Origin of the sequence: Williamsia sp. D3 (assembly GCF_000506245.1) — a bacterium.
GTDB lineage: Bacteria > Actinomycetota > Actinomycetes > Mycobacteriales > Mycobacteriaceae > Williamsia > Williamsia muralis.
Genome location: NZ_AYTE01000026.1, coordinates 150,859 through 170,117 on the forward strand (window position 1 = coordinate 150,859; position 19,259 = coordinate 170,117).

Genomic DNA, 19,259 nt, shown 5'->3' on the forward strand with positions numbered 1-19,259 from the left:
GTCAGAGTCGTGGATCCACCGGCTCACTCTCCAGCGCCAGGATCGCGAAGACACATTCGTGGATGCGCCAGAGTGGCTCAGAGCGTGCCTGGCGGGCGAGGGCCTCCCGTCCCAGTTGATACTCGCGCATCGACATGGACCGCTTGTGCCGCAGGTCGCGTGACCGGAGGGTCGGCAGATCATCGAGGTAGCTGGGACCGTAGACCATCCGCAGGTACTCGCGACCGCGAACCTTCACACCAGGATCGATCAGCTTGCCGCCGACACGGGTGAGGTTCCCGGCCGGTTTGACGACCATCCCTTCGGATCCGGCCGCGGTCAGCTCCTCCCACCACCGAGCTCCTTCGAGACACGAGGTCTCCGAGCCGGTGTCGACCACGATGTGCCGCGTCGGCCGGAAGAGAACAGGGTCGGCCGCAGCGAGCCGCGCGGCCACCTCGAGGTGCCAACCGTGCGACGACCCGCCGTATTCGCTTGCGGCACTCGCCAGTACCTCGAACGGCGCGAGCGACACAGTGGCCGGCCGCGCGTCGACATCGACGTAGCGAAGATACGCATCGGTGTACGCCTCCACATCCGCACGCCGTTTCGCGTTCGCGTCGATCATGGTCTGGACATCCAGACCCCGGTCTGCGGCCCTCGCCAGTTCGGCGCCGAGTGCATGCAGCTCGGGGCCCGCCGCTGCCGAGACAGAGGCGAACTGGTCGCGGATCAGGCCTTCCCCCTTGACGTTCCATGGCAGTAACTCGGCATCGAGGATCAGCCAGTCGGAGTCGAGCTGACCGAACAACTCAGCGCATGCTTGACGAATTCGTACGATCAGTTGCTCGGTGACCGATGGATCGAAGAAGCTGCGGCCTGTCCGGGTGTAGATCGCGCCACTGCCCTGTGTGACGCCGAATGCCCGCGCTGCTGCTGAGTCGTCCTTCGCGACCACGATGATCGCTCGGGAACCCATGTGCTTTTCCTCGCAGACAACCTGTGAGACACCGCGTTGTCCGTACGACTCGAACGCCGCACGGGGGTCCTCCAGCAGATCGGCCCGCCCGGGAGAAACCGGGGCCATCGTCGGCGGCAGGTACCGGATCCAGCGTGGATCAACCGCGTACCGCGACATCACCTCCAATGCGGTGGCGGCGTTGTCCTCCCGGACGGTGATCGGTGGCCCGAATCCGGTGTCGATGATCCGCTTACCCACCACGTCCGACAGGTTCAGTGTGGTTCGCACGCGGACGTCCGCGCGTGTCGTCCCGAAACCCATCGGTCGGCCGGGGTCGAAGTAGGTCTGCTCGGCAGGGACGGCCGACAAGACCATCTCCGGGTAGTGCAGCGCCGTCAATCGACCCCCGAACACGCACCCGGTGTCCAGACACATCGTGTTGTTGATCCATGCCGCGTCCGGGACCGGGGTGTGGCCGTAGACCACCCGTGCCGATCCTCGATAGTCCGCTGCCCAATCGAGCCGCACCGGGAAACCCCAACGATCGGTCTCCCCGGTCGTCTCGCCGTACATCGCCTTGTCGCGGACGCGGCCCGATGCCCGCCCGTGGTACTTCTCTGCCAGCCCGGCGTGGGCGACGACGAGCCGGCCGTCGTCGAACACGTAGTGCGACACAAGGGAATCGAGGAAGTCGACAACCTCCCGGGTGAACTCGGGTGGCTGCGCGTCGAGTTGCGTCACGGACTCCGCAAGACCGTGGGTCAGCGCAATCGGCTGCGCGTCTCGGGCGCGACCGCTGCGCTGACGAAGGACGCGGAGCAACTTGTCCTCGTGATTTCCGCGCACGCAGAACGCACTGCCCTGGCGGACCATCGACATGACCAGTCGCAGGACAGCCGGAGTGTCCGGGCCACGGTCCACCAGATCCCCGACGAAGATCGCGGTTCGCCCCGGCTCGGGTGGTACGGCCCCGACAACGATGCCGTCCGTGTCGGTCTGCAGTCCCCACCCGACCTTGCCGAGCAGCGTGATCAACTCGGTGAAGCAACCGTGGACGTCACCGATGATGTCGAACGGGCCGTGTCGATCGTTGAGGTTGCTGAACAAAGGGGTACGCACGATGGTCGCGGCATCGATGTCCGCGACACCATCGAGCTGGTGGACGTGTCGAAACCCTTCTTTGCGCAGGCCCTTTCGATTGCGCTGCAGGTGTGCGTACTGACGTTCGACAACACCGACCGTGATGTCTGTCCGATCGTGGGCCCGCTTGCGTAACTCGTCCGGAGGGACGTCCAGGACGATGGCGACAGGTAAGACGTCATGGGCCCTGGCCAGCGCGACAAGCCGCTTGCGGTCCTCGACGCGGACGCTGGTCGCATCGATCACGGTGAGGCGCCCGGCCGCCAATCGTTTGCCCGCAACCAACTCGAGCACCTCGAACGCGTCGCCGGTCGCCTCCTGTGACGTGGGGTCATCGGCGACCAGGCCTCGGAACCGATCGGACGACAACACCTCTGTCTCACGAAAGTTGTTGGCCGCGAACGTCGACTTACCTGCGCCGGTGACACCGATGAGCACCACGAGAGACAGTTCGGGGATCTCGAGTGCCGTCATCGCTGGGCCTCCGGTGCCTCTGCGTCGACCCGTCGGAAGACTGCCAGCTGACTCGATGAGCCCACATCCATGTCCATCTCTCCGATCGCGCTCACCGTCACCGAATACCGGTAATCGTCGGCCACGCGTTCACACCAATGCTCGAACTCGGCGCGGCTGAACTCGAACCGGTGATCAGGATGGCGGAACTCGTTGCTGCTCAGCCCATAGAGAGCGTTGTAGTCGCGGTTGGGAGTCGTGACGATCACCGATGACGGAGCCATGGTTTCGAACACGGACGACTCGACTGTGTCGAGGCGATCGGGCTCGACGTGCTCGATCACCTCCATCAGCACGACGGCATCAAATCCTCGGCACCGGTTGTCCGAGTACATCAGCGATGACTGCCACAGTTCTACCGCTGCGAACCTGGACAACGAGTCACTGGCCCGGCCGAGAGCGGCAACCGATACATCCACTCCAGCCAGTCGGCCGATACCCGGCTCGGTGACAAGCTCCCGCAAGAGGCTTCCTTCACCGCATCCCGCGTCGAGGACCGACCGCGCGCCGACCATACGAACCGCGTCGACCACTGCGGTACGGCGCAGCTCCTGCATCGATGTGCGGCGTTTCGGCGGTGGTTCGTGTGACGCGGTGTCGGGTATCAGTCGTGCCAGCGCGTCGTTGGTGAGCGAATGCAATCCCTTCAGGTACCGCCTTGTGATCTGTTCGCGCGCAGGATGGTTCGACAGCCAGCGCGAACTCAGGCGCAACAGTTTGTCGACCTCCTCGTCACCGATGAAGTAGTGCTTGTCCGATGCGAGCGACGGGATCAGCACGTATATGTGTGACAGCGCATCGCGCAGCGTGAACTCGCCACTCATCTGCAACTGCACAAACCGGGACGGGCCCCACTCAGTCGGCTGCAGCACGGTGGCAGTGGAAAGCACCGCCCAGCCAAGCGGTTCGAAGAAGTCGTGGGTGAGATCGGCGCCGCCGGTGGTGGGCACCGAGCTCACCGTCACCTGCAGCTGCCACACCGTGTCGACCAGGTCAGGGCGGTGTGCGCAGCGGCCGCCGAGCGCATCCGACATCACCTTGGCCATCGCGACCATCAGTCGTGACGATCCCGCGTACGGCAGCGTGTTCACGTAACGGTCAGCAGTCCCCAGCGTGGACCGTGACGGGTCTTCACCCCCGACGTGAAGAACCGCGCGGCATCGCGAGGTGTCCGCGACCGGGTAGAAAACGGTTGCGGTTCCACTGGAGGTGGCGAATTGCTGGACCCGGTCGGGGTGCTTGTGCAGCAGGAACCCGAGATCGGTCGCAGGAATGCGGTGATCAGACGATGATCCGGTCGTTTCGATGGTCAGCAACACTCTGAGAACAGTATCGGTGACCACAACCGATTTACGACGATCCGGACTCGGCGATCGACGTCATCTGCGTCGGCGGAGTTCGTGCCATCGCTCCACCATCGCCTCGACATCCACGGTGCGGGCGATCACATAGGACGTCGGCCCGAGACTCGGCGCGAGTCGATCACGCCGGACCCGGCGATTGAAATCTTCGAGGACATGACGTACCGCCGACTCCTCACGGAAGGAGGTAAGCGATTCCGGAAACCCTTGGGCCTCCCGGCGTAACTGAAGCGTCGGAGGCAACAACGCCGAGCTGTCAAGATTCTCTTCCTTGATCTTGCGCTTCGCCCACCATTCGGGGTCGTCGGCATCGCTGAGATCAAGAGGGCGGCCGGCACCACGCAGGTTGTCGAACTCACCGCGTTCTTGTGCTTCCCGGATCAGCCGATCGATCCGGGTCTCGAACGTCTCTGCCACTGCCCCAGAAGGGTCAGACGGTGAAGCCGAGCGCGCGCAGCTGTTCGCGGCCGTCGTCGGTGATCTTGTCCGGGCCCCACGGCGGCAGCCACACCCAGTTCAGTTCGATGTCGGTGCACAGCCCGGATGTCACCAGGACCGACCGGGTCTGATCCTCGATCACGTCGGTCAACGGGCAGGCCGCCGAGGTCAGTGTCATGTCGATCTTGGCGACCGCATCATTGGTGACGTCGAGTCCGTAGACCAGGCCGAGGTCGACGACATTGATACCGAGTTCGGGGTCGACCACATCGCGCATGGCCTCCTCGATGTCCTCGATCTTCGGCAGCGAGGTCTGAACTTCCTCAGGCGCCTTGATCTCTGTCGGCGGGGCTTGATCGCTCATGCTGACTCCCTAGCGGAATTGTTGTTGTCGGCCGGTGCTTCTCTGTTGACCACCGTCTGTGCCAACGCGTCTTTGAATGCCATCCATCCCAGGAGCGCGCACTTGACGCGCGCCGGGTACTTGCTCACTCCGGCGAAGGCGATTCCGTCGCCGATGACCTCTTCGTCACCGTCGACAGTGCCCCGCGACGTCATCATCTGGTTGAACGCGTCGACGGTCGCCAAGGCTTCCTGGACATTCTGGCCTACCAGCTGCTCGAAGAGCACCGACGTGGACGCCTGAGAGATCGAACATCCCTGGCCGTCGTACGAGACATCGGTGATCTTGTCTCCGTCGTCGGAGAGCTGTACACGCAAGGTGACCTCGTCCCCGCACGTCGGGTTGACGTGGTGGACCTCGGCACCGAACGGGTCACGAAGACCTCGCCCCTGCGGGTGTTTGTAGTGATCGAGGATCACTTCCTGATACATCTGCTCCATCCGCATCAGGCACCGACCCCGAAGAACTCCTTGGCACGGACGATCGCCTTGGCGAGCGCCTCGACCTCGTCGAGGGTGTTGTACGCGGCGAACGAAGCGCGCGCTGTCGCGGCGACCCCGAATCGCTTGTGCAACGGCCACGCGCAATGGTGACCAACTCGGATGGCGACACCCTCGTCATCGAGGATCTGCCCGAGATCGTGCGCGTGGATGCCGTCGACCACAAAGGACACCGCACCTCCGCGCCGATCTGCGGTGGCCGGCCCGATGATGCGTACTCCGTCGATCTCCGCCAGCGCCTTCAAGGCTGCTTCGGTCAGCGAATGTTCGTGTGCCGCAACGGCCGCCATACCCAGACCCTGCAGGTAGCGCACAGCGGCGCCCAAACCGATGACCTGAGAGGTCATCGGAACGCCGGCCTCGAACCGTTGGGGCGCCGGCGCGTAGGTGGAGACCTCCATGGTGACGGTCTCGATCATGGAGCCGCCCGTGATGAAGGGCGGTAGCTCGGCGAGCAACGCACGCTTGCCGAACAGCACACCGACACCGGAGGGACCGAACATCTTGTGGCCGGAGAAGGCAGCGAAGTCCACGTCGAGCTCGGTGAAGTCCACCACCATGTGGGGAACCGACTGGCAGGCATCGAGAACCACGAGGGCACCGACAGCGCGAGCGCGACGAACCAATTCCGGGACGTCGGCGATGGCGCCGGTGACGTTCGACTGATGGGTGAACGAGACGACCTTGACCGAATCGTCGAGCACCAGTGAGTCGAGGTCGATCCGGCCGTCGTCGGTGACGCCGTACCAGCGCAGCGTTGCCCCGGTCCGGCGGCAGAGTTCTTGCCACGGAACGAGGTTCGCGTGGTGTTCGAGTTCGGTGATCACCACGGTGTCGCCGGGTCCGAGTGGTTTGCCGCCCAGGACGCCCGCGCTCCGCTCGTCACCCAAGGTGTACGTCACCAGATTCAACGACTCGGTGGCGTTCTTGGTGAAGACCAACTCGTCGAACTGGGCACCGACGAACTCGGCGATGATCGCGCGTGCGTTCTCGTACGCGTCGGTGGCCTCTTCGGCCAGCTGGTGTGCGCCGCGGTGAACCGCAGCGTTACGGGTCACCAAGAACTCGCGCTCGCCGTCGAGGACCTGTACCGGTCGCTGGCTGGTGGCCCCCGAGTCGAGGTAGACGAGCGGCTTGTCGTCCCGCACGGTCCGTCCCAAGATCGGGAAGTCGGCACGGACCGCGGTCACGTCCAGCGCGGTGACCTCATGCGATGTCGGGGCTACAGCCTGATCGATGCTCGTCACGTCTGGCCTCCTGGAAGTTCGAACCTCAGGCGTTCGCAGCCTGGGTGAATCGGATGTATCCGTTTTCTTCGAGCTCGTCGGCGAGCTCGGGTCCACCGGATTCGACGATCCGGCCACCGACGAACACATGCACGTGGTCGGGCTGGATGTAGCGCAAAATCCGGGTGTAGTGGGTGATCAGGAGCACGCCACCGTTCTCGTTCGCCTTGAAGCGGTTCACGCCCTCGGAGACCACGCGCAATGCATCGACGTCGAGGCCTGAGTCGGTCTCGTCCAGGATGGCGATCTTCGGCTTCAGCAGCCCGAGCTGCAGGATCTCGTGGCGCTTCTTCTCGCCACCGGAGAAGCCTTCGTTCACGCTGCGCTCGCCGAACGACGGATCGATCTCGAGTTCGGTCATGGCCTCTTTGGTCTCTTTGACCCAGTGACGCAACTTGGGTGCCTCACCGCGCACGGCGGTGGCAGCGGTCCGGAGGAAGTTCGACATCGACACACCGGGAACCTCGACCGGGTACTGCATCGCGAGGAAAAGACCGGCCCGGGCGCGCTCGTCGACGGTCATCTCGAGCACGTCCTCACCGTCGAGGGTGATCGAACCCTGGGTGACCTCGTACTTCGGGTGACCGGCGATCGCGTAGGAGAGCGTCGACTTGCCCGACCCGTTGGGGCCCATGATGGCGTGGGTCTTGCCCGACTCGACGGTCAGGTCGACGCCCTTGAGGATGACGATCGGTTCGGCATCGGTGTCGGTCTGCTTCACGTTGACGTGCAGATCGCGGATTTCCAAAGTGGCCACGGTTATCGAATTCCTTGCTGGTATGGGCTGAAGTATTGAGGGGGTGTGGGTGCGGCTCAGGCGCCTGCGACCTCGAGTTCGGCTTCCACAGCCGCCTCGAGACGCTCGCGCAGTTCCGGCACACCGATCTTGGCGATGACCTCACCGAAGAACCCACGGACCACCAGTCGGCGGGCCTGGTCCTCGGGAATGCCACGAGCCTGGAGGTAGAACAGTTGCTCGTCGTCGAATCGGCCGGTGGCACTTGCGTGTCCGGCTCCGACGATCTCGCCGGTCTCGATCTCCAGGTTGGGGACGGAGTCGGCGCGGGCGCCATCGGTGAGGATCAGATTGCGATTGAGTTCGAAGGTGTCGGTGCCCTCGGCTTCGGCGCGGATGAGCACGTCGCCGACCCACACGGTATGGGCTTCGCGGCTGCGGTCCCCTGCCACACCCTGCAAAGCGCCCTTGTAGACGACGTTCGACCGGCAGTGCGGCTGGGAGTGGTCCACCAGCAGGTGTTGTTCGAGATGCTGTCCGGCGTCGGCGAAGTACAGGCCCCACAATTCGGCGTCGCCGCCGGGACCGTCGTAATGCACCACCGGGCTCAACCGGATGAAATCTCCGCCGAGGCTGATCGCGAAGTGCCGGAGCACCGCGTCACGTCCGAGCCGGGAATGGTGGGCTGCGACATGCACCATGTCGTCGGCCCAGTCGTGGATGTTCACCACAGTCAGGTGCGCGCTGTCACCGATCACGAACTCGATGTTCTCGGCGTACGTGCCGCTACCGCGCTGGTCGATGACCACCACCGCCTTGGCGAAGGCACCGAGCCTGACCTGGACATGACCGAACGCGGTCTCGCCCTCGCCGGGGCCATCCATGGTGACCGTGATCGGTGAGGCGATCTCGGTCTCCTTGTCCACGGTTACGACCGTGGCTTCGGTGAACGACGAATACGCCTGCGCAGCAATGCGATCGAAGGGAACGCCACCCTGTCCCAGCCGAGCGTCGTCGCGCCCTACGGTCTCGACGCGAGCTCCCTCCACCAGACCGTCCACGGTGACCGTGGCCTGTCCGGTCGGCTGCGCCGAGCCGTCGTGCAGCCCACGAAGGCGCCGGAAAGGCGTGAAGCGCCAGGCCTCGTCCTTCGAACGCGGGATCTCGAATGCGTTGACGTCGAACGAGGTGAACTGCTCACCCTTGTTGACCGCCGGGCCCTGATTCTCGCCGGAGACAGCGCCGACCACACCAGTGGGAGAACTCATCCGACCGAACCCTCCATCTGCAGCTCGATCAGGCGGTTCAGCTCGAGGGCGTACTCCATCGGCAATTCCTTGGCGATGGGCTCGACGAACCCACGGACCACCATGGCCATGGCCTCGTCCTCGGTGAGGCCGCGGCTCATCAGGTAGAACAGCTGATCGTCGCTGACCTTCGAGACGGTCGCCTCGTGACCCATCGTGACGTCGTCCTCGCGGATGTCGACATACGGGTAGGTGTCACTGCGCGAGATCTGGTCGACCAGCAACGCATCGCATTTCACGGTCGACCGGCTGCCGTGCGCGCCCTTGTTGATCTGGACCAGCCCACGGTAGGAGGCCCGGCCACCGCCACGGGCAACCGACTTGCTGACGATGTTCGACGAAGTGTTCGGCGCGAGGTGCACCATCTTGGAACCGGTGTCCTGATGCTGGCCCGGTCCGGCGAATGCCACGGACAGAACCTCGCCCTTGGCGTGCTCGCCGGTCATCCACACGGCCGGGTACTTCATGGTGACCTTCGAGCCGATGTTCCCGTCGACCCACTCCATGGTGGCGCCCGCCTCGGCCTTGGCCCGCTTGGTGACCAGGTTGTAGACGTTGTTCGACCAGTTCTGAATGGTGGTGTACCGGCAGCGACCACCCTTCTTGACGATAATCTCGACCACGGCCGAGTGCAGCGAGTCGGTCTTGTAGATCGGCGCGGTGCAACCCTCGACGTAGTGCACGTATGCACCTTCGTCGACGATGATCAGGGTGCGCTCGAACTGGCCCATGTTCTCGGTGTTGATCCGGAAGTAGGCCTGCAGCGGGATGTCGACGTGCACACCCGGGGGGACGTAGATGAAGGATCCACCGGACCAGACGGCGGTGTTCAACGCGGAGAACTTGTTGTCGCCGGCCGGGATGACCGTTCCGAAGTACTCCTGGAACAGTTCGGGCTGCTCACGCAGGGCCGTGTCGGTGTCGAGGAACAGCACACCCTGGGCCTCGAGATCCTCGCGGATCGAGTGGTAGACGACCTCGGACTCGTACTGCGCTGCCACACCCGACACCAGACGCTGCTTCTCGGCCTCGGGGATGCCGAGCTTGTCGTAGGTGTTCTTGATGTCCGCGGGCAGGTCGTCCCAGGTGGCTGCCTGCTTCTCGCTGGAGCGGACGAAGTACTTGATGTTCTCGAAGTCGATGCCGTCGAGGTTTGAGCCCCAGTTCGGCATGGGCTTGCGCTCGAAGATGGACAACGCCTTCAGACGTGCGGCGAGCATCCATTCGGGCTCGCTCTTCTTCGCCGAGATGTCGGCGACCACGGCTTCGGAGATGCCGCGCTTGGCGCTGGCGCCCGCGACGTCGGAATCCGCCCAGCCGTACCCGTACGCGCCGAACGAATCGATCGTCTCTTCCTGCGTCAGCACTGCCGCAGCGGCAGTTGCCTGTGTGGGTGTCGGGTCTGTGACCGTCATGAGTGACTCCTTCCGGAGGCTGCCGGTGCCGACGCGGGCTGGGCGTCGACCTGATTTGCCACCTGCGGATTCGCAAGCGGCACATGAGTGGTGCATGCGCAGTCGCCGTTGGCGATGGTCGCCAGACGCTGCACGTGTGTACCGAGGACTTTGGTGAAGACCGCTGTTTCGGCCTCGCAGAACTCAGGGAACTCCGCTGCCACGTGTGCGACCGGGCAGTGGTGCTGGCAGATCTGCACACCATTACCAACGCGCCGGGTGGTCGCAGAAAATCCCGCTTCGGTCAAAGCTTCGGCGATTTCTTGCGCGGTGCCCTCCCGATCGGCGGCCGAATCCCCTGCCACCGGCACATTGGCCACGATCTGCTCGGCACGCTCGAGCGCAAAGTCCTCGACTGCTGCGTCGCCACCGATCCGCCGCAGACGCCGCATCACCGCGCCTGCGAGGTCGTCGTAGGCGTGCTTGAGACGACCGCGACCTGCGGCGGTGAGCTGGAAGTGCTTGGCGGGACGACCCCGACCCCGTTGGGCGTAGCGGGGGGCTGCGGTCGCGACGACGTCGCCCGAGGCGATCATGGCGTCGAGATGGCGGCGGACCGCGGTGGGAGTGATCCCGAGAGCTTCTGAGATGTGACCCGCGGTCACCGGGCCCTGCTCGAGGATGAGGGTGACCACCGCGGACCGGGTCTGTCCGTCGTGGGTGACCGGGACCGGGCTGTGCACGTCGTCCGCGATGTGGATTGCCGGCGCAGCGTCGATCGATGCCACGTCCGAGGCATGCGAGATTTCGTGAGCCGTTTTCACAACACAAGTGTTACCGAATTACGAGACGATTTCCACCAAGGGTGCCCTTGCCTGGTCGGGCCGACCCTTTCAGGGCCACTTTCTCCGACCACCCAGGCGGCGATGATCAACGAACAAGCAGGCCCGGGCCGCTGCCCATGAGCTACCACTACAGTCTCTGCTGTGCCGGAAACCACAGTCACCGAACCCGAGCCGAAGGCGTCGGCGCCGGCCCGATCGACCCCTGTGCGTACCGGTTTCCGCCGATCCCTCGATTACCTGGGGCTTCGGAACGGGGACGGCCCGCCTGACCGCGACGCCACCGGCGACTACGGGCTCACCGTTGCGCGACTGCACGGCGACGAGGGCGAGGTGGGTCCACTCAACCGCGAGGAGTCCAAACGACTGCTGCGGATTCGTCTGTTCGGCGCAACCGGCGCGGTTCTGGTTCTGGTCGGGTCACTGGGGACCGGTGCACTGCCGGTGCTGCAGAACCCACTTGCCGGTGCTCGCGTGCTGTCGCTGCCGTCGCGAATGTGGCCCACAGCGCTGACCTTCTCTCTCGCGGGCACGGTGATCCTCGTCCTCGCGTGGCTTCTCCTCGGCCGATTCGCGGTCGGCCGAGTGGGCGGCGACGTCATGAAAGGGCATGCCCCGCCGAGACGGATGACCCGCAGGCAAGCCGACCGCACGTTGCTGGTCTGGCTGATGCCCTTCGTCGTGGCCCCGCCGATGCTCAGCAAGGACGTCTACTCCTACCTCGCGCAGAGCGAGATCGCCGCCCGCGGCCTCGATCCCTACGTCGTCAGTCCCGCCGCCGGACTGGGCATCGACCACGTCTTCACCAGATCGGTCCCCAACCTGTGGCGCGAGACGCCTGCGCCCTACGGGCCGCTGTTCCTGTGGCTCGGCGACAACATCACCCACGTCACCGGCGAATACATCCCCGCGGCGCTGGTGGCGCATCGGGCGCTTGCCCTGTTCGGCGTGGGCCTGATCGTGTGGGCCCTGCCGCGACTGGCGAAGCGGTGCGGCGTGTCGCCGGTGGCCGCGCTGTGGCTGGGAGCGATGAATCCCCTGCTCATCCTGCATCTGGTGGGCGGCATCCACAACGAAGCCCTGATGCTCGGGCTGATGCTCGCGGGTATGGAATTGTGCTTCCGGGGACTCGACTCACCCGAACGGCTCCGAAGACCCGGTTCGGTGTGGCCCAGCCGGGCCGGGCTGCTGCTGATCGCGGGCGCCGTCGTGATCGCCGCCTCCTGCATGATCAAGATCGCGTCCATCCTGGCCTTCGGATTTGTCGGCATCGCCCTGGCCCGTCGGTGGGGAGCGACCCTTCCGGCACTGCGGCACGCGCCTCCCCGCGAGTACTGGCAGCGGTCCAGACGCAGTCTCGGAGCGTTGTCGGCGTCGGCCGCGTTCCTCGGCGTCATCCTGGTCGCGGTGATGGTGGCGATCTGTGTCGGCACCGGTCTCGGCTTCGGATGGACCAAAACCCTTTCCACCGGCGACGTGGTGCGCTCCTGGATGTCCATGCCCACGTTCTTGTCGGTGACGACCGGACGGATCGGGGTCTTGCTCGGCCTGGGCGACCACACCCAGGCGATGCTCGATGTCGCGCGCCCGGCCGCGCAGGCGGTTGCTGCAGTCCTCGTGGTGCGCTGGCTCCTGGCGGCCCTGGCCGGCCGATTGCACCCGGTCGGCGCATTGGGATTGGCGATGGGAACCGTCGTGCTGTTCTTTCCCTTCGTGCAGCCGTGGTACCTGCTGTGGGCCATCATCCCGCTCGCCGCATGGGCGACAGGGCGGTGGTTCCGGATCATCTCGGTGTCGATCTCGGCGATCATCTCCGTCGTGGTGTTGCCCACCGGGGCGGGCACCCGCGGCTTCCAGCTGGCCGAGGCAATCGTCGCCGCGGTCCTGTTGGTGGCCGTTCTCACAGCCCTGTTCTTCGAGGAGATGCCCTGGCAGCGCCGGCGGCGCGCCAAAGTCGCCCAGGCGGCACCGGCCGGGGTCGACAACTGACCGCGGCGCCGCCGGTTTCGCCTCACCCGTGTACCGAGCCGGGCAAACGGGCGCTTACTCTTGGTGGTTGTGAGCAGCCCGTCGTCCGCCCCCGGTATCGCCGGCGTCGGCGTCGATGGACCCGCGCTGTCGGTCAAGGGACTCGTCAAACGCTTTGGTGACACCACTGCCGTGGGCGGACTCGACCTCGAACTGCAGCGCGGCGAGATCCTGGCAATTCTCGGTCCGAACGGAGCGGGTAAGACCACCACCGTCGAGATCTGCGAGGGTTTTCAGGCCCCGGACGAGGGCGAGGTTAGTCTCCTCGGTCTGGACCCACTCGCCGACAACGATCAAGTGCGAAGCCGAATCGGTGTGATGCTCCAAGGTGGCGGAGCGTATCCGGGCGCCCGGGCCGGCGAGATGCTGCGCCTGTGCGCGTCGTACTCCGCTGACCCCATCGACACGGACTGGCTCCTGGAGAACCTCGGACTCGTCGACGCCCAGCGCACCTCCTACCGGCGGCTATCCGGTGGGCAGCAACAACGACTCGCACTGGCCTGCGCGCTGGTGGGTCGTCCCGAAGTGGTGTTCCTCGACGAACCGACTGCCGGCATGGACGCCCACGCCCGGATCATGGTGTGGGAGCTGATCGACCGTCTGCGGACCGACGGGGTCTCGGTGCTGATCACCACACACCTGATGGACGAAGCCGAGGAACTGGCCGACCAGGTGCTCATCATCGACCACGGTGTCGAGGTGGCCAAAGGCACACCCGCCGAACTGACCAGCCGCGGGGCCGAGAACGAGCTGCGATTCCAAGCACCACGGGGACTGGACCTTACTTTGCTCAGAACTGTTCTGCCCGAAGAGTATTCGTGCACCGAGGTGACCCCCGGCGGTTACCTGGTGACCGGCCAGGTGACGCCGCAAGTGCTGGTCACCGTGACGTCGTGGTGCGCCAAGATCAATGTCCTCGCCACCGACCTGCGGGTCGAGACCAGGAGCCTGGAAGATGTCTTCCTCGAGCTGACCGGCCGGGGCATGCGCGGATGAGCACGCCGAACCGTTTCGCCGCCGGCACTTTCAGTCCACGTCCGAGACCCGCCCCCATCCGTCAGATGATCGTGGCGCAGTCCCGGATCGAGCTGATGTTGCTGCTGCGCAACGGCGAGCAGCAACTCCTCACGATGTTCATCCCGATCACATTGCTGATCGGGCTGTGCCTCCTGCCGATCGGTGACTTCGACGAATCTCGCACGGACACCTTCGTTCCCGCCATCATGACCGTGGCCGTGATGTCCACCGCATTCACCGGCCAGGCGATCGCCGTCGGATTCGACCGCCGGTACGGCGCACTGAAACGATTGGGCGCCACACCCCTCCCACGATGGGGTGTCATTGTCGGCAAATCCGTCGCGGTGGCCATCGTGGTCAGCGGACAGGCCGTCGTGCTCGGTTTGATCGGTGCAGCACTGGGCTGGCGACCGTCGATCGGCGGGCTGTTGCTCGGCATCATCGCGATCGCGATCGGCACGCTGGCGTTCTCCGCGATGGGACTGCTCCTCGGAGGCACACTCAAAGCCGAAGTGGTGCTGGCCCTGGCCAATCTGCTGTGGTTCGCGTTCATCGGCATCGGATCCATCGTGGTGATCGGGGACCGCGTTCCCGACCTCGTCGAATGGTTTGCGCGATGCACTCCGTCCGGAGCCCTCAGCGAAGCGCTACACCAGGCCACCGCGGGCTCTGTCGATGTGTTCGGACTCGCCGTCCTGGCGATCTGGGGCGCCGCGGCAGGCATCGCCGCCGTCCGGTATTTCCGCTTCACCTGATTGCCTCACCTGGACCCAGGTCACATTCGTCCTGCCCCTACCATCGAAGGCGTGTACCGCCTGTTTGTCCGGCTAGTCGACCGGCTCCCCCTCCCCTCGCTCCGCGTCCAGACCCTGCTGGCGTTGGCGGTGGTGCTCACCCAGGCGGGAATCGCGGTCACCGGATCGGTGGTTCGCGTGACGTCCTCAGGTCTGGGTTGCCCGACGTGGCCCCAGTGTTTCCCGGGCAGCTTCACACCCACCGCGCACCCCGAAGTCGCCGCGATCCATCAGGCCGTCGAGTTCGGCAACCGGCTCCTGACGTTTGCAGTGGTGCTCACCGCCGCGTTGATCGTCATCGCGGTCACCAGGGCACGACGCAGGTACGAGGTTCGTGTGTACGCCTGGCTGATGCCGGCGTCCACCGTGGTCCAGGCCGTTGTCGGCGGCATCACCGTGCTCACCGGACTGCTGTGGTGGACGGTCGCCATCCACCTTCTGCTGTCGATGGCCATGGTGTGGCTGTCCGTACTCCTGCTCGAGAAGGTCCGCGAACCAGATGACGTGCAAGCCGTCCCGGTGGTCCCGGCTGCCCTCCGGTGGCTCACCGTCCTGTCGGCTGTGGTGATGACCGGAGTTCTGATCGCCGGAACGATGGTGACCGGAGCCGGCCCGCACGCCGGTGACAAGAGCATCGACAAGCCGGTTCCCCGTCTGAAGATCGAGGTGACCACCCTGGTTCACCTGCACGCCGATCTCCTGATCGCCTACCTGTCGCTGCTCCTGGCGATCGGATTCGCGCTGTTCGCGGTCGGCGCTCCGAGCAGGCTCAAACGCCGGCTCTACGTGGTGGTGGCTGTGGTCGCAGCGCAGGCGGTCATCGGGATCACTCAGTACCTCACCGACATCCCCGCGGCGCTGGTGGTCATGCACGTCGCCGGAGCAGGAGCGTGCGTTGCCGCAACAGCAGCGCTCTGGGTGGGAATGCGTCCCCGATCAATCGGGAATCCACTGACGGCGTCGCCGGCCGAGCCACGAACGGCCGCAACGGTCTGACGCCCCTCCGGGAAGGGGCGGCTTACGTCTAGGTGTTGGCCACCCAGCCGGCCATCTTGCGGTAGTGCCCGGGACGGACATCGACCGCCGACGTGAGGTCGCGATCCCACTCGCCGATCTCGACCCCGTCGACCTGTTCCACGATCTGCCTTGCGGTCTCCATGTCCCGGACCACCTGATCGCCCAGGATTCCGCCCGCCCCGCCCACCAGCGTGATACGGACGCCCGAGGCGCCGATCCCCTGCAGGACCGCGGTGGCCGAACCACCCTCGCGGGCCACGAACTTCGAAATGGCCGAGATGACACCCTTGTGGTCGCTCATGTGTCACAGCATATTGCGCACCGCGGCGGGGCCGATCACCGGACACTCTGATGGGCTCGGTACAACTGGAGTCATGCATGCGATCCAGGTCAGTCAGCACGGTGGGCCCGAAGTGATGGATGTGGTCGAGACCGCGGACCCCGAACCCGGTGCTGGTGAGGTCCTCGCGCGCGTCGCGGCGATCGGTGTGAACTTCATCGACACGTACCAGCGGTCCGGCATGTATCCGATGACGCTGCCGTTCATCCCGGGCAGTGAAGGCGCCGGTGAGGTCGTGGCGGTCGGCCCTGATGTCGAGTCGATTTCGGTCGGCCAGCGGGTCGCGTGGTGCGATGCACCCTCGAGCTACGCCGAACTCGTCGTGGTGCCGGCAGCGCGCGCCGTGGCCGTACCCGACACCATTGCCGACGACGTCGCGGCGTCCGCTCTGCTGCAGGGGATCACTGCGCACTACCTGCTCGATGGTGCCGCCCACCCGCGCCCGGGCGACACCGTCCTCGTCCATGCCGGCGCAGGCGGCGTCGGCCTGGTGCTCACCCAGATGGCCAAGGCCAGAGGACTGCGGGTCATCACCACCGTGTCGAACGACGCGAAGGAAGACCTGTCCCGGCGGGCCGGGGCCGATGAAGTGCTGCGATACGGGGACCAGGTGGCCGAACAGGTGCGCGCCCTCACCGGTGGCGCGGGCGTGTCCGTCGCCTACGACGGCGTGGGCGCAGACACGTTCGAGCAGAGTCTCGCCGCGACCGCGGTCCGGGGAATCGTTGTTCTCTTCGGCGCGGCCAGCGGACCGGTCCCACCCTTCGACCTACAACGACTCAACGCCGCGGGCTCTCTCTCGGTCACCCGACCGACCCTCAAACACTTCATCTCCGACCCCGAAGAGTTGGCGTGGCGCGCCGGTGAGGTGATGAGCGGGATCGCCGACGGCAGCGTCACCGTTCGGGTCGCCCACGCGTATCCACTCGCCGAGGCGAGGCAGGCGCACATCGATCTGGCCGCCCGCGCGACCACCGGGTCGGTTGTCCTCACGCCGCAGTCGTCCTGAGGCGCAGGCCGGTCATCCTCCGGGTGTGAACACCGGCGGATTCTGGGCCAGGTCGACGGTGCCGTACAGGTAGTCCGTGACGGTCTCCGTCTTGGTCTCGGCCGGTCGTGAACTCGACGCGGTCGTGCGGAAGGTCACCGACCACTCCATCTCGCCGTCGACCGACACTTCCTCGGGGTTGTCGTATCCCAGGCGGTAGTCGAGGGCGGGCAATTGCGCCGGCGCAGTCCATTTCGCCGAGCCCGGTTCGGCGTTGTAGGCGTACGTCCGCTGGCCACAGTCCGGCTTGTCCGTTGCAGCGTCGACCTGGACCGACAACGCACACTCGTCCAGGTGGGCCTGGACCGCCGTGTTCACCGCGTTCTGTCCTTTGCCGCTGAGTTCAGCAGTCAGGTCCGGGAACGACCCGTAGCTCGTCCCCGCGACAGGAAAGTCCTTTTCTTTGCCGTTCACGACTGCGAAGTTCTCGTCGGCACTGCCCCACTTCACGGGCCCGGGGAACACATACACCTTGGCCTCGCCGTCGACAGGGACACCGAAGGCGGTGAGCCCTGGAATGCCTCCGAGGCTGCTGATGTCCACTGCGACGACGCCCTCGTCCAGCCGCCAGGAATCCCCGGTCTTGTGCAGGACAAAACTCTCGTCGGCCTTGCGGTCTCCGAATTGGTAGGTGGCCTGGACCGTGGCCATCTCGCCCATCTTCTGGACATCCACGATCGAGATGTTCGAGATCTTGGCGATCTCCTGCTGTTGTTTCAGGATGTCGTCGGTCAGCAGGAGTTCGGACGCGGGCGACTTGGACAGGTCCAGCGCCTTGGCGGCATCGCCGTCGGACAACGCAGTGAGATACCCCTCCACAGCCGACTCCGGATCGCTGCTCGCGCCTCCCCCGCCGAGAGCGACGACAAGTGCAACCACAACAGCCACGACAACGAGCACTGCGACCGCGACGAGACCGATGATCAGCGGCGTGCGCGATTTGCGGGGCTGAGGCGGGCCCCACTGTCCGCCGGCAGCCGGGTAGGGCTGATAGGGGTTGTAGCCCGGATCGGGCTGGCCGTAGAACTGGCCGCCCTGACCGTTGTCGGGCGGCGGCTGCTGCTGACCGTACTGCGATGGGCCGAACTGGGGTTGGCCGACCTGGGTCGGCTCCGAATACGGCCGCCAGTCGTTATTTCCGGGCCCCTGACCCTGCCCAGGTGGGTACGACATGTTTCCCCCAAATCACCTCGCACCGGCCAGCGGCCGGTGGTGCCTGTCAGAACAGGCTTGTCAGCGTCGGCAACCCGATCACCGAATCGATCGCCAGTCCGCAGAAGACTATCGCGAGATATTCGTTGGACTGCAAGAAGACCTTGAGCGGGGTGACTTCCTCACCGCGCAGGGTGGCGCGGTAGAGCTTGTGGACCACGAAGATGAACCAGCCACCTGCGGCGAGGGCCACGGCCGTGTAGATCCAGCCCGTGGCCAGACACAACACCAGCGTGCTGAGCACCGTCGCCCACGTGTAAAAGAGCATCTGCCGGGTGACCTGGATCTCGGTGGCGATGACGGGGAGCATGGGCACACCCGCCGCGCGGTAGTCCTCTTTGTAACGCATCGCGAGCGCCCAGGTGTGCGGTGGCGTCCAGAAGAAGATCACCATGAACAGCACAACAGGCTGCCAGCTCAGACTTCCGGTGACGGCAGCCCAGCCGACGAGGGTCGGCATACAGCCGGCCGCTCCGCCCCACACCACGTTCTGCCACGTACGGCGTTTGAGCACCATCGTGTAGACGAAGACGTAGAACGCGATCGTCGCCATCACCAACAGGGCGCTGAGCAGGTTTGCCAGCGTCGACAACACCGCGAACGATGCCGCGCCCAGCACGATCCCGAAGATGAGTGCACTTCTGGTGGACACCGCGTGGCGGGCCAGGGGCCGGCGTTCGGTGCGCTTCATCTTCTGGTCGATGTCGGCGTCGACCACCATGTTGAGCGTGTTGGCGCTCGCCGCGCCGAGCCAGCCGCCCAGCAGGGTCCAGGCCATCAGGGCCAGGTCCACCCGACCGCGGTCGGCCAGCAGCATCACGGGGATGGTCGCCACGAGGAGCAACTCGATGACCCGCGGCTTGGTGAGAGCGAGATAGGCCAAGGCCGTTCCCGAGATCCTCCCGCGCATGCTGGTGGGGCGCTGCATGGGCGGAGCCTCACC

Annotated in this window: 18 protein-coding genes; 5 read left to right on the forward strand and 13 right to left on the reverse strand. The window is 65.4% G+C overall.

Annotated features, from left to right (window positions below):
- Nucleotide 1 precedes the first annotated feature (1 nt).
- From W823_RS45780 to W823_RS45825, 10 genes are read right to left on the reverse strand one after another with little or no spacing between them, the layout of a single operon-like run.
- On the reverse strand, nucleotides 2-2,554 hold the full coding sequence (locus tag W823_RS45780; protein WP_023959359.1) for a polynucleotide kinase-phosphatase: 2,553 nt from the start codon (nucleotides 2,552-2,554) through the stop codon (nucleotides 2-4).
- Entirely contained in the window at nucleotides 2,551-3,912 is a 1,362-nt protein-coding gene (locus W823_RS45785) for a 3' terminal RNA ribose 2'-O-methyltransferase Hen1 (RefSeq protein WP_031332547.1), read from the reverse strand. The genes W823_RS45780 and W823_RS45785 overlap by 4 nt, the downstream gene beginning before the upstream one ends.
- 60 nt (nucleotides 3,913-3,972) lie before the next feature.
- The gene (locus W823_RS45790; protein WP_023959364.1) at nucleotides 3,973-4,371 is read right to left on the reverse strand and encodes a DUF1992 domain-containing protein; all 399 of its coding nucleotides are present in this window, start codon (nucleotides 4,369-4,371) and stop codon (nucleotides 3,973-3,975) included.
- Nucleotides 4,372-4,384: 13 nt separating this feature from the next.
- On the reverse strand, nucleotides 4,385-4,756 hold the full coding sequence (locus tag W823_RS45795; RefSeq protein ID WP_023959366.1) for a metal-sulfur cluster assembly factor: 372 nt from the start codon (nucleotides 4,754-4,756) through the stop codon (nucleotides 4,385-4,387).
- Complete coding sequence (sufU, locus tag W823_RS45800; protein WP_023959368.1) at nucleotides 4,753-5,241, reverse strand: Fe-S cluster assembly sulfur transfer protein SufU; 489 nt, start codon at nucleotides 5,239-5,241, stop codon at nucleotides 4,753-4,755. Before sufU ends, W823_RS45795 begins: the two co-directional genes overlap by 4 nt.
- Nucleotides 5,241-6,542 (reverse strand): SufS family cysteine desulfurase, encoded by a 1,302-nt coding sequence (locus tag W823_RS45805; protein ID WP_023959370.1) that lies wholly within the window; start codon nucleotides 6,540-6,542, stop codon nucleotides 5,241-5,243. Before W823_RS45805 ends, sufU begins: the two co-directional genes overlap by 1 nt.
- Nucleotides 6,543-6,567: 25 nt before the next feature.
- A complete protein-coding gene (gene sufC, locus W823_RS45810; RefSeq protein ID WP_023959372.1) occupies nucleotides 6,568-7,338 on the reverse strand; it encodes a Fe-S cluster assembly ATPase SufC in 771 nt (256 codons plus the stop codon).
- 56 nt (nucleotides 7,339-7,394) lie between these two features.
- A complete protein-coding gene (gene sufD / locus W823_RS45815; protein ID WP_023959374.1) occupies nucleotides 7,395-8,585 on the reverse strand; it encodes a Fe-S cluster assembly protein SufD in 1,191 nt (396 codons plus the stop codon).
- Entirely contained in the window at nucleotides 8,582-10,039 is a 1,458-nt protein-coding gene (gene sufB, locus W823_RS45820) for a Fe-S cluster assembly protein SufB (RefSeq protein ID WP_023959376.1), read from the reverse strand. Before sufB ends, sufD begins: the two co-directional genes overlap by 4 nt.
- Nucleotides 10,036-10,842: a metalloregulator ArsR/SmtB family transcription factor gene (locus W823_RS45825; RefSeq protein ID WP_023959378.1), complete on the reverse strand. Its 807-nt coding sequence runs from the start codon at nucleotides 10,840-10,842 to the stop codon at nucleotides 10,036-10,038. The genes sufB and W823_RS45825 overlap by 4 nt, the downstream gene beginning before the upstream one ends.
- A gap of 225 nt (nucleotides 10,843-11,067) precedes the next feature.
- Here W823_RS45825 and mptB point away from each other — a divergent pair, with 225 nt between their 5' ends.
- The 4 genes from mptB to W823_RS45845 all read left to right on the forward strand — a co-directional run bounded on the left by mptB (nucleotide 11,068) and on the right by W823_RS45845 (nucleotide 15,695).
- Nucleotides 11,068-12,849 (forward strand): polyprenol phosphomannose-dependent alpha 1,6 mannosyltransferase MptB, encoded by a 1,782-nt coding sequence (gene mptB / locus W823_RS45830; protein ID WP_051406573.1) that lies wholly within the window; start codon nucleotides 11,068-11,070, stop codon nucleotides 12,847-12,849.
- A 69-nt stretch (nucleotides 12,850-12,918) separates the two neighbouring features.
- On the forward strand, nucleotides 12,919-13,884 hold the full coding sequence (locus W823_RS45835; RefSeq protein ID WP_023959382.1) for an ABC transporter ATP-binding protein: 966 nt from the start codon (nucleotides 12,919-12,921) through the stop codon (nucleotides 13,882-13,884).
- Nucleotides 13,881-14,660, forward strand: a complete 780-nt coding sequence (locus W823_RS45840; protein WP_023959384.1) for an ABC transporter permease — start codon at nucleotides 13,881-13,883, stop codon at nucleotides 14,658-14,660. Before W823_RS45835 ends, W823_RS45840 begins: the two co-directional genes overlap by 4 nt.
- A 51-nt stretch (nucleotides 14,661-14,711) precedes the next feature.
- Nucleotides 14,712-15,695: a heme A synthase gene (locus W823_RS45845; RefSeq protein WP_023959386.1), complete on the forward strand. Its 984-nt coding sequence runs from the start codon at nucleotides 14,712-14,714 to the stop codon at nucleotides 15,693-15,695.
- 28 nt (nucleotides 15,696-15,723) lie between these two features.
- Here W823_RS45845 and W823_RS45850 read toward each other — a convergent pair whose 3' ends face one another.
- On the reverse strand, nucleotides 15,724-16,017 hold the full coding sequence (locus W823_RS45850) for a hypothetical protein (RefSeq protein ID WP_023959388.1): 294 nt from the start codon (nucleotides 16,015-16,017) through the stop codon (nucleotides 15,724-15,726).
- A 73-nt stretch (nucleotides 16,018-16,090) separates the two neighbouring features.
- On the opposite strand from W823_RS45850, the gene W823_RS45855 reads away from it, so the two are divergent.
- Nucleotides 16,091-17,065, forward strand: a complete 975-nt coding sequence (locus W823_RS45855; protein ID WP_023959390.1) for a quinone oxidoreductase — start codon at nucleotides 16,091-16,093, stop codon at nucleotides 17,063-17,065.
- Nucleotides 17,066-17,077: 12 nt separating this feature from the next.
- On the opposite strand, the gene W823_RS56670 is transcribed toward W823_RS45855, so the two are convergent.
- Together W823_RS56670 and W823_RS45865 are read right to left on the reverse strand one after the other, a co-directional pair.
- On the reverse strand, nucleotides 17,078-18,277 hold the full coding sequence (locus tag W823_RS56670) for a proline-rich domain-containing protein (protein ID WP_023959392.1): 1,200 nt from the start codon (nucleotides 18,275-18,277) through the stop codon (nucleotides 17,078-17,080).
- 46 nt (nucleotides 18,278-18,323) lie between these two features.
- Nucleotides 18,324-19,244 (reverse strand): heme o synthase, encoded by a 921-nt coding sequence (locus W823_RS45865; RefSeq protein ID WP_023959395.1) that lies wholly within the window; start codon nucleotides 19,242-19,244, stop codon nucleotides 18,324-18,326.
- Nucleotides 19,245-19,259 lie beyond the last annotated feature (15 nt).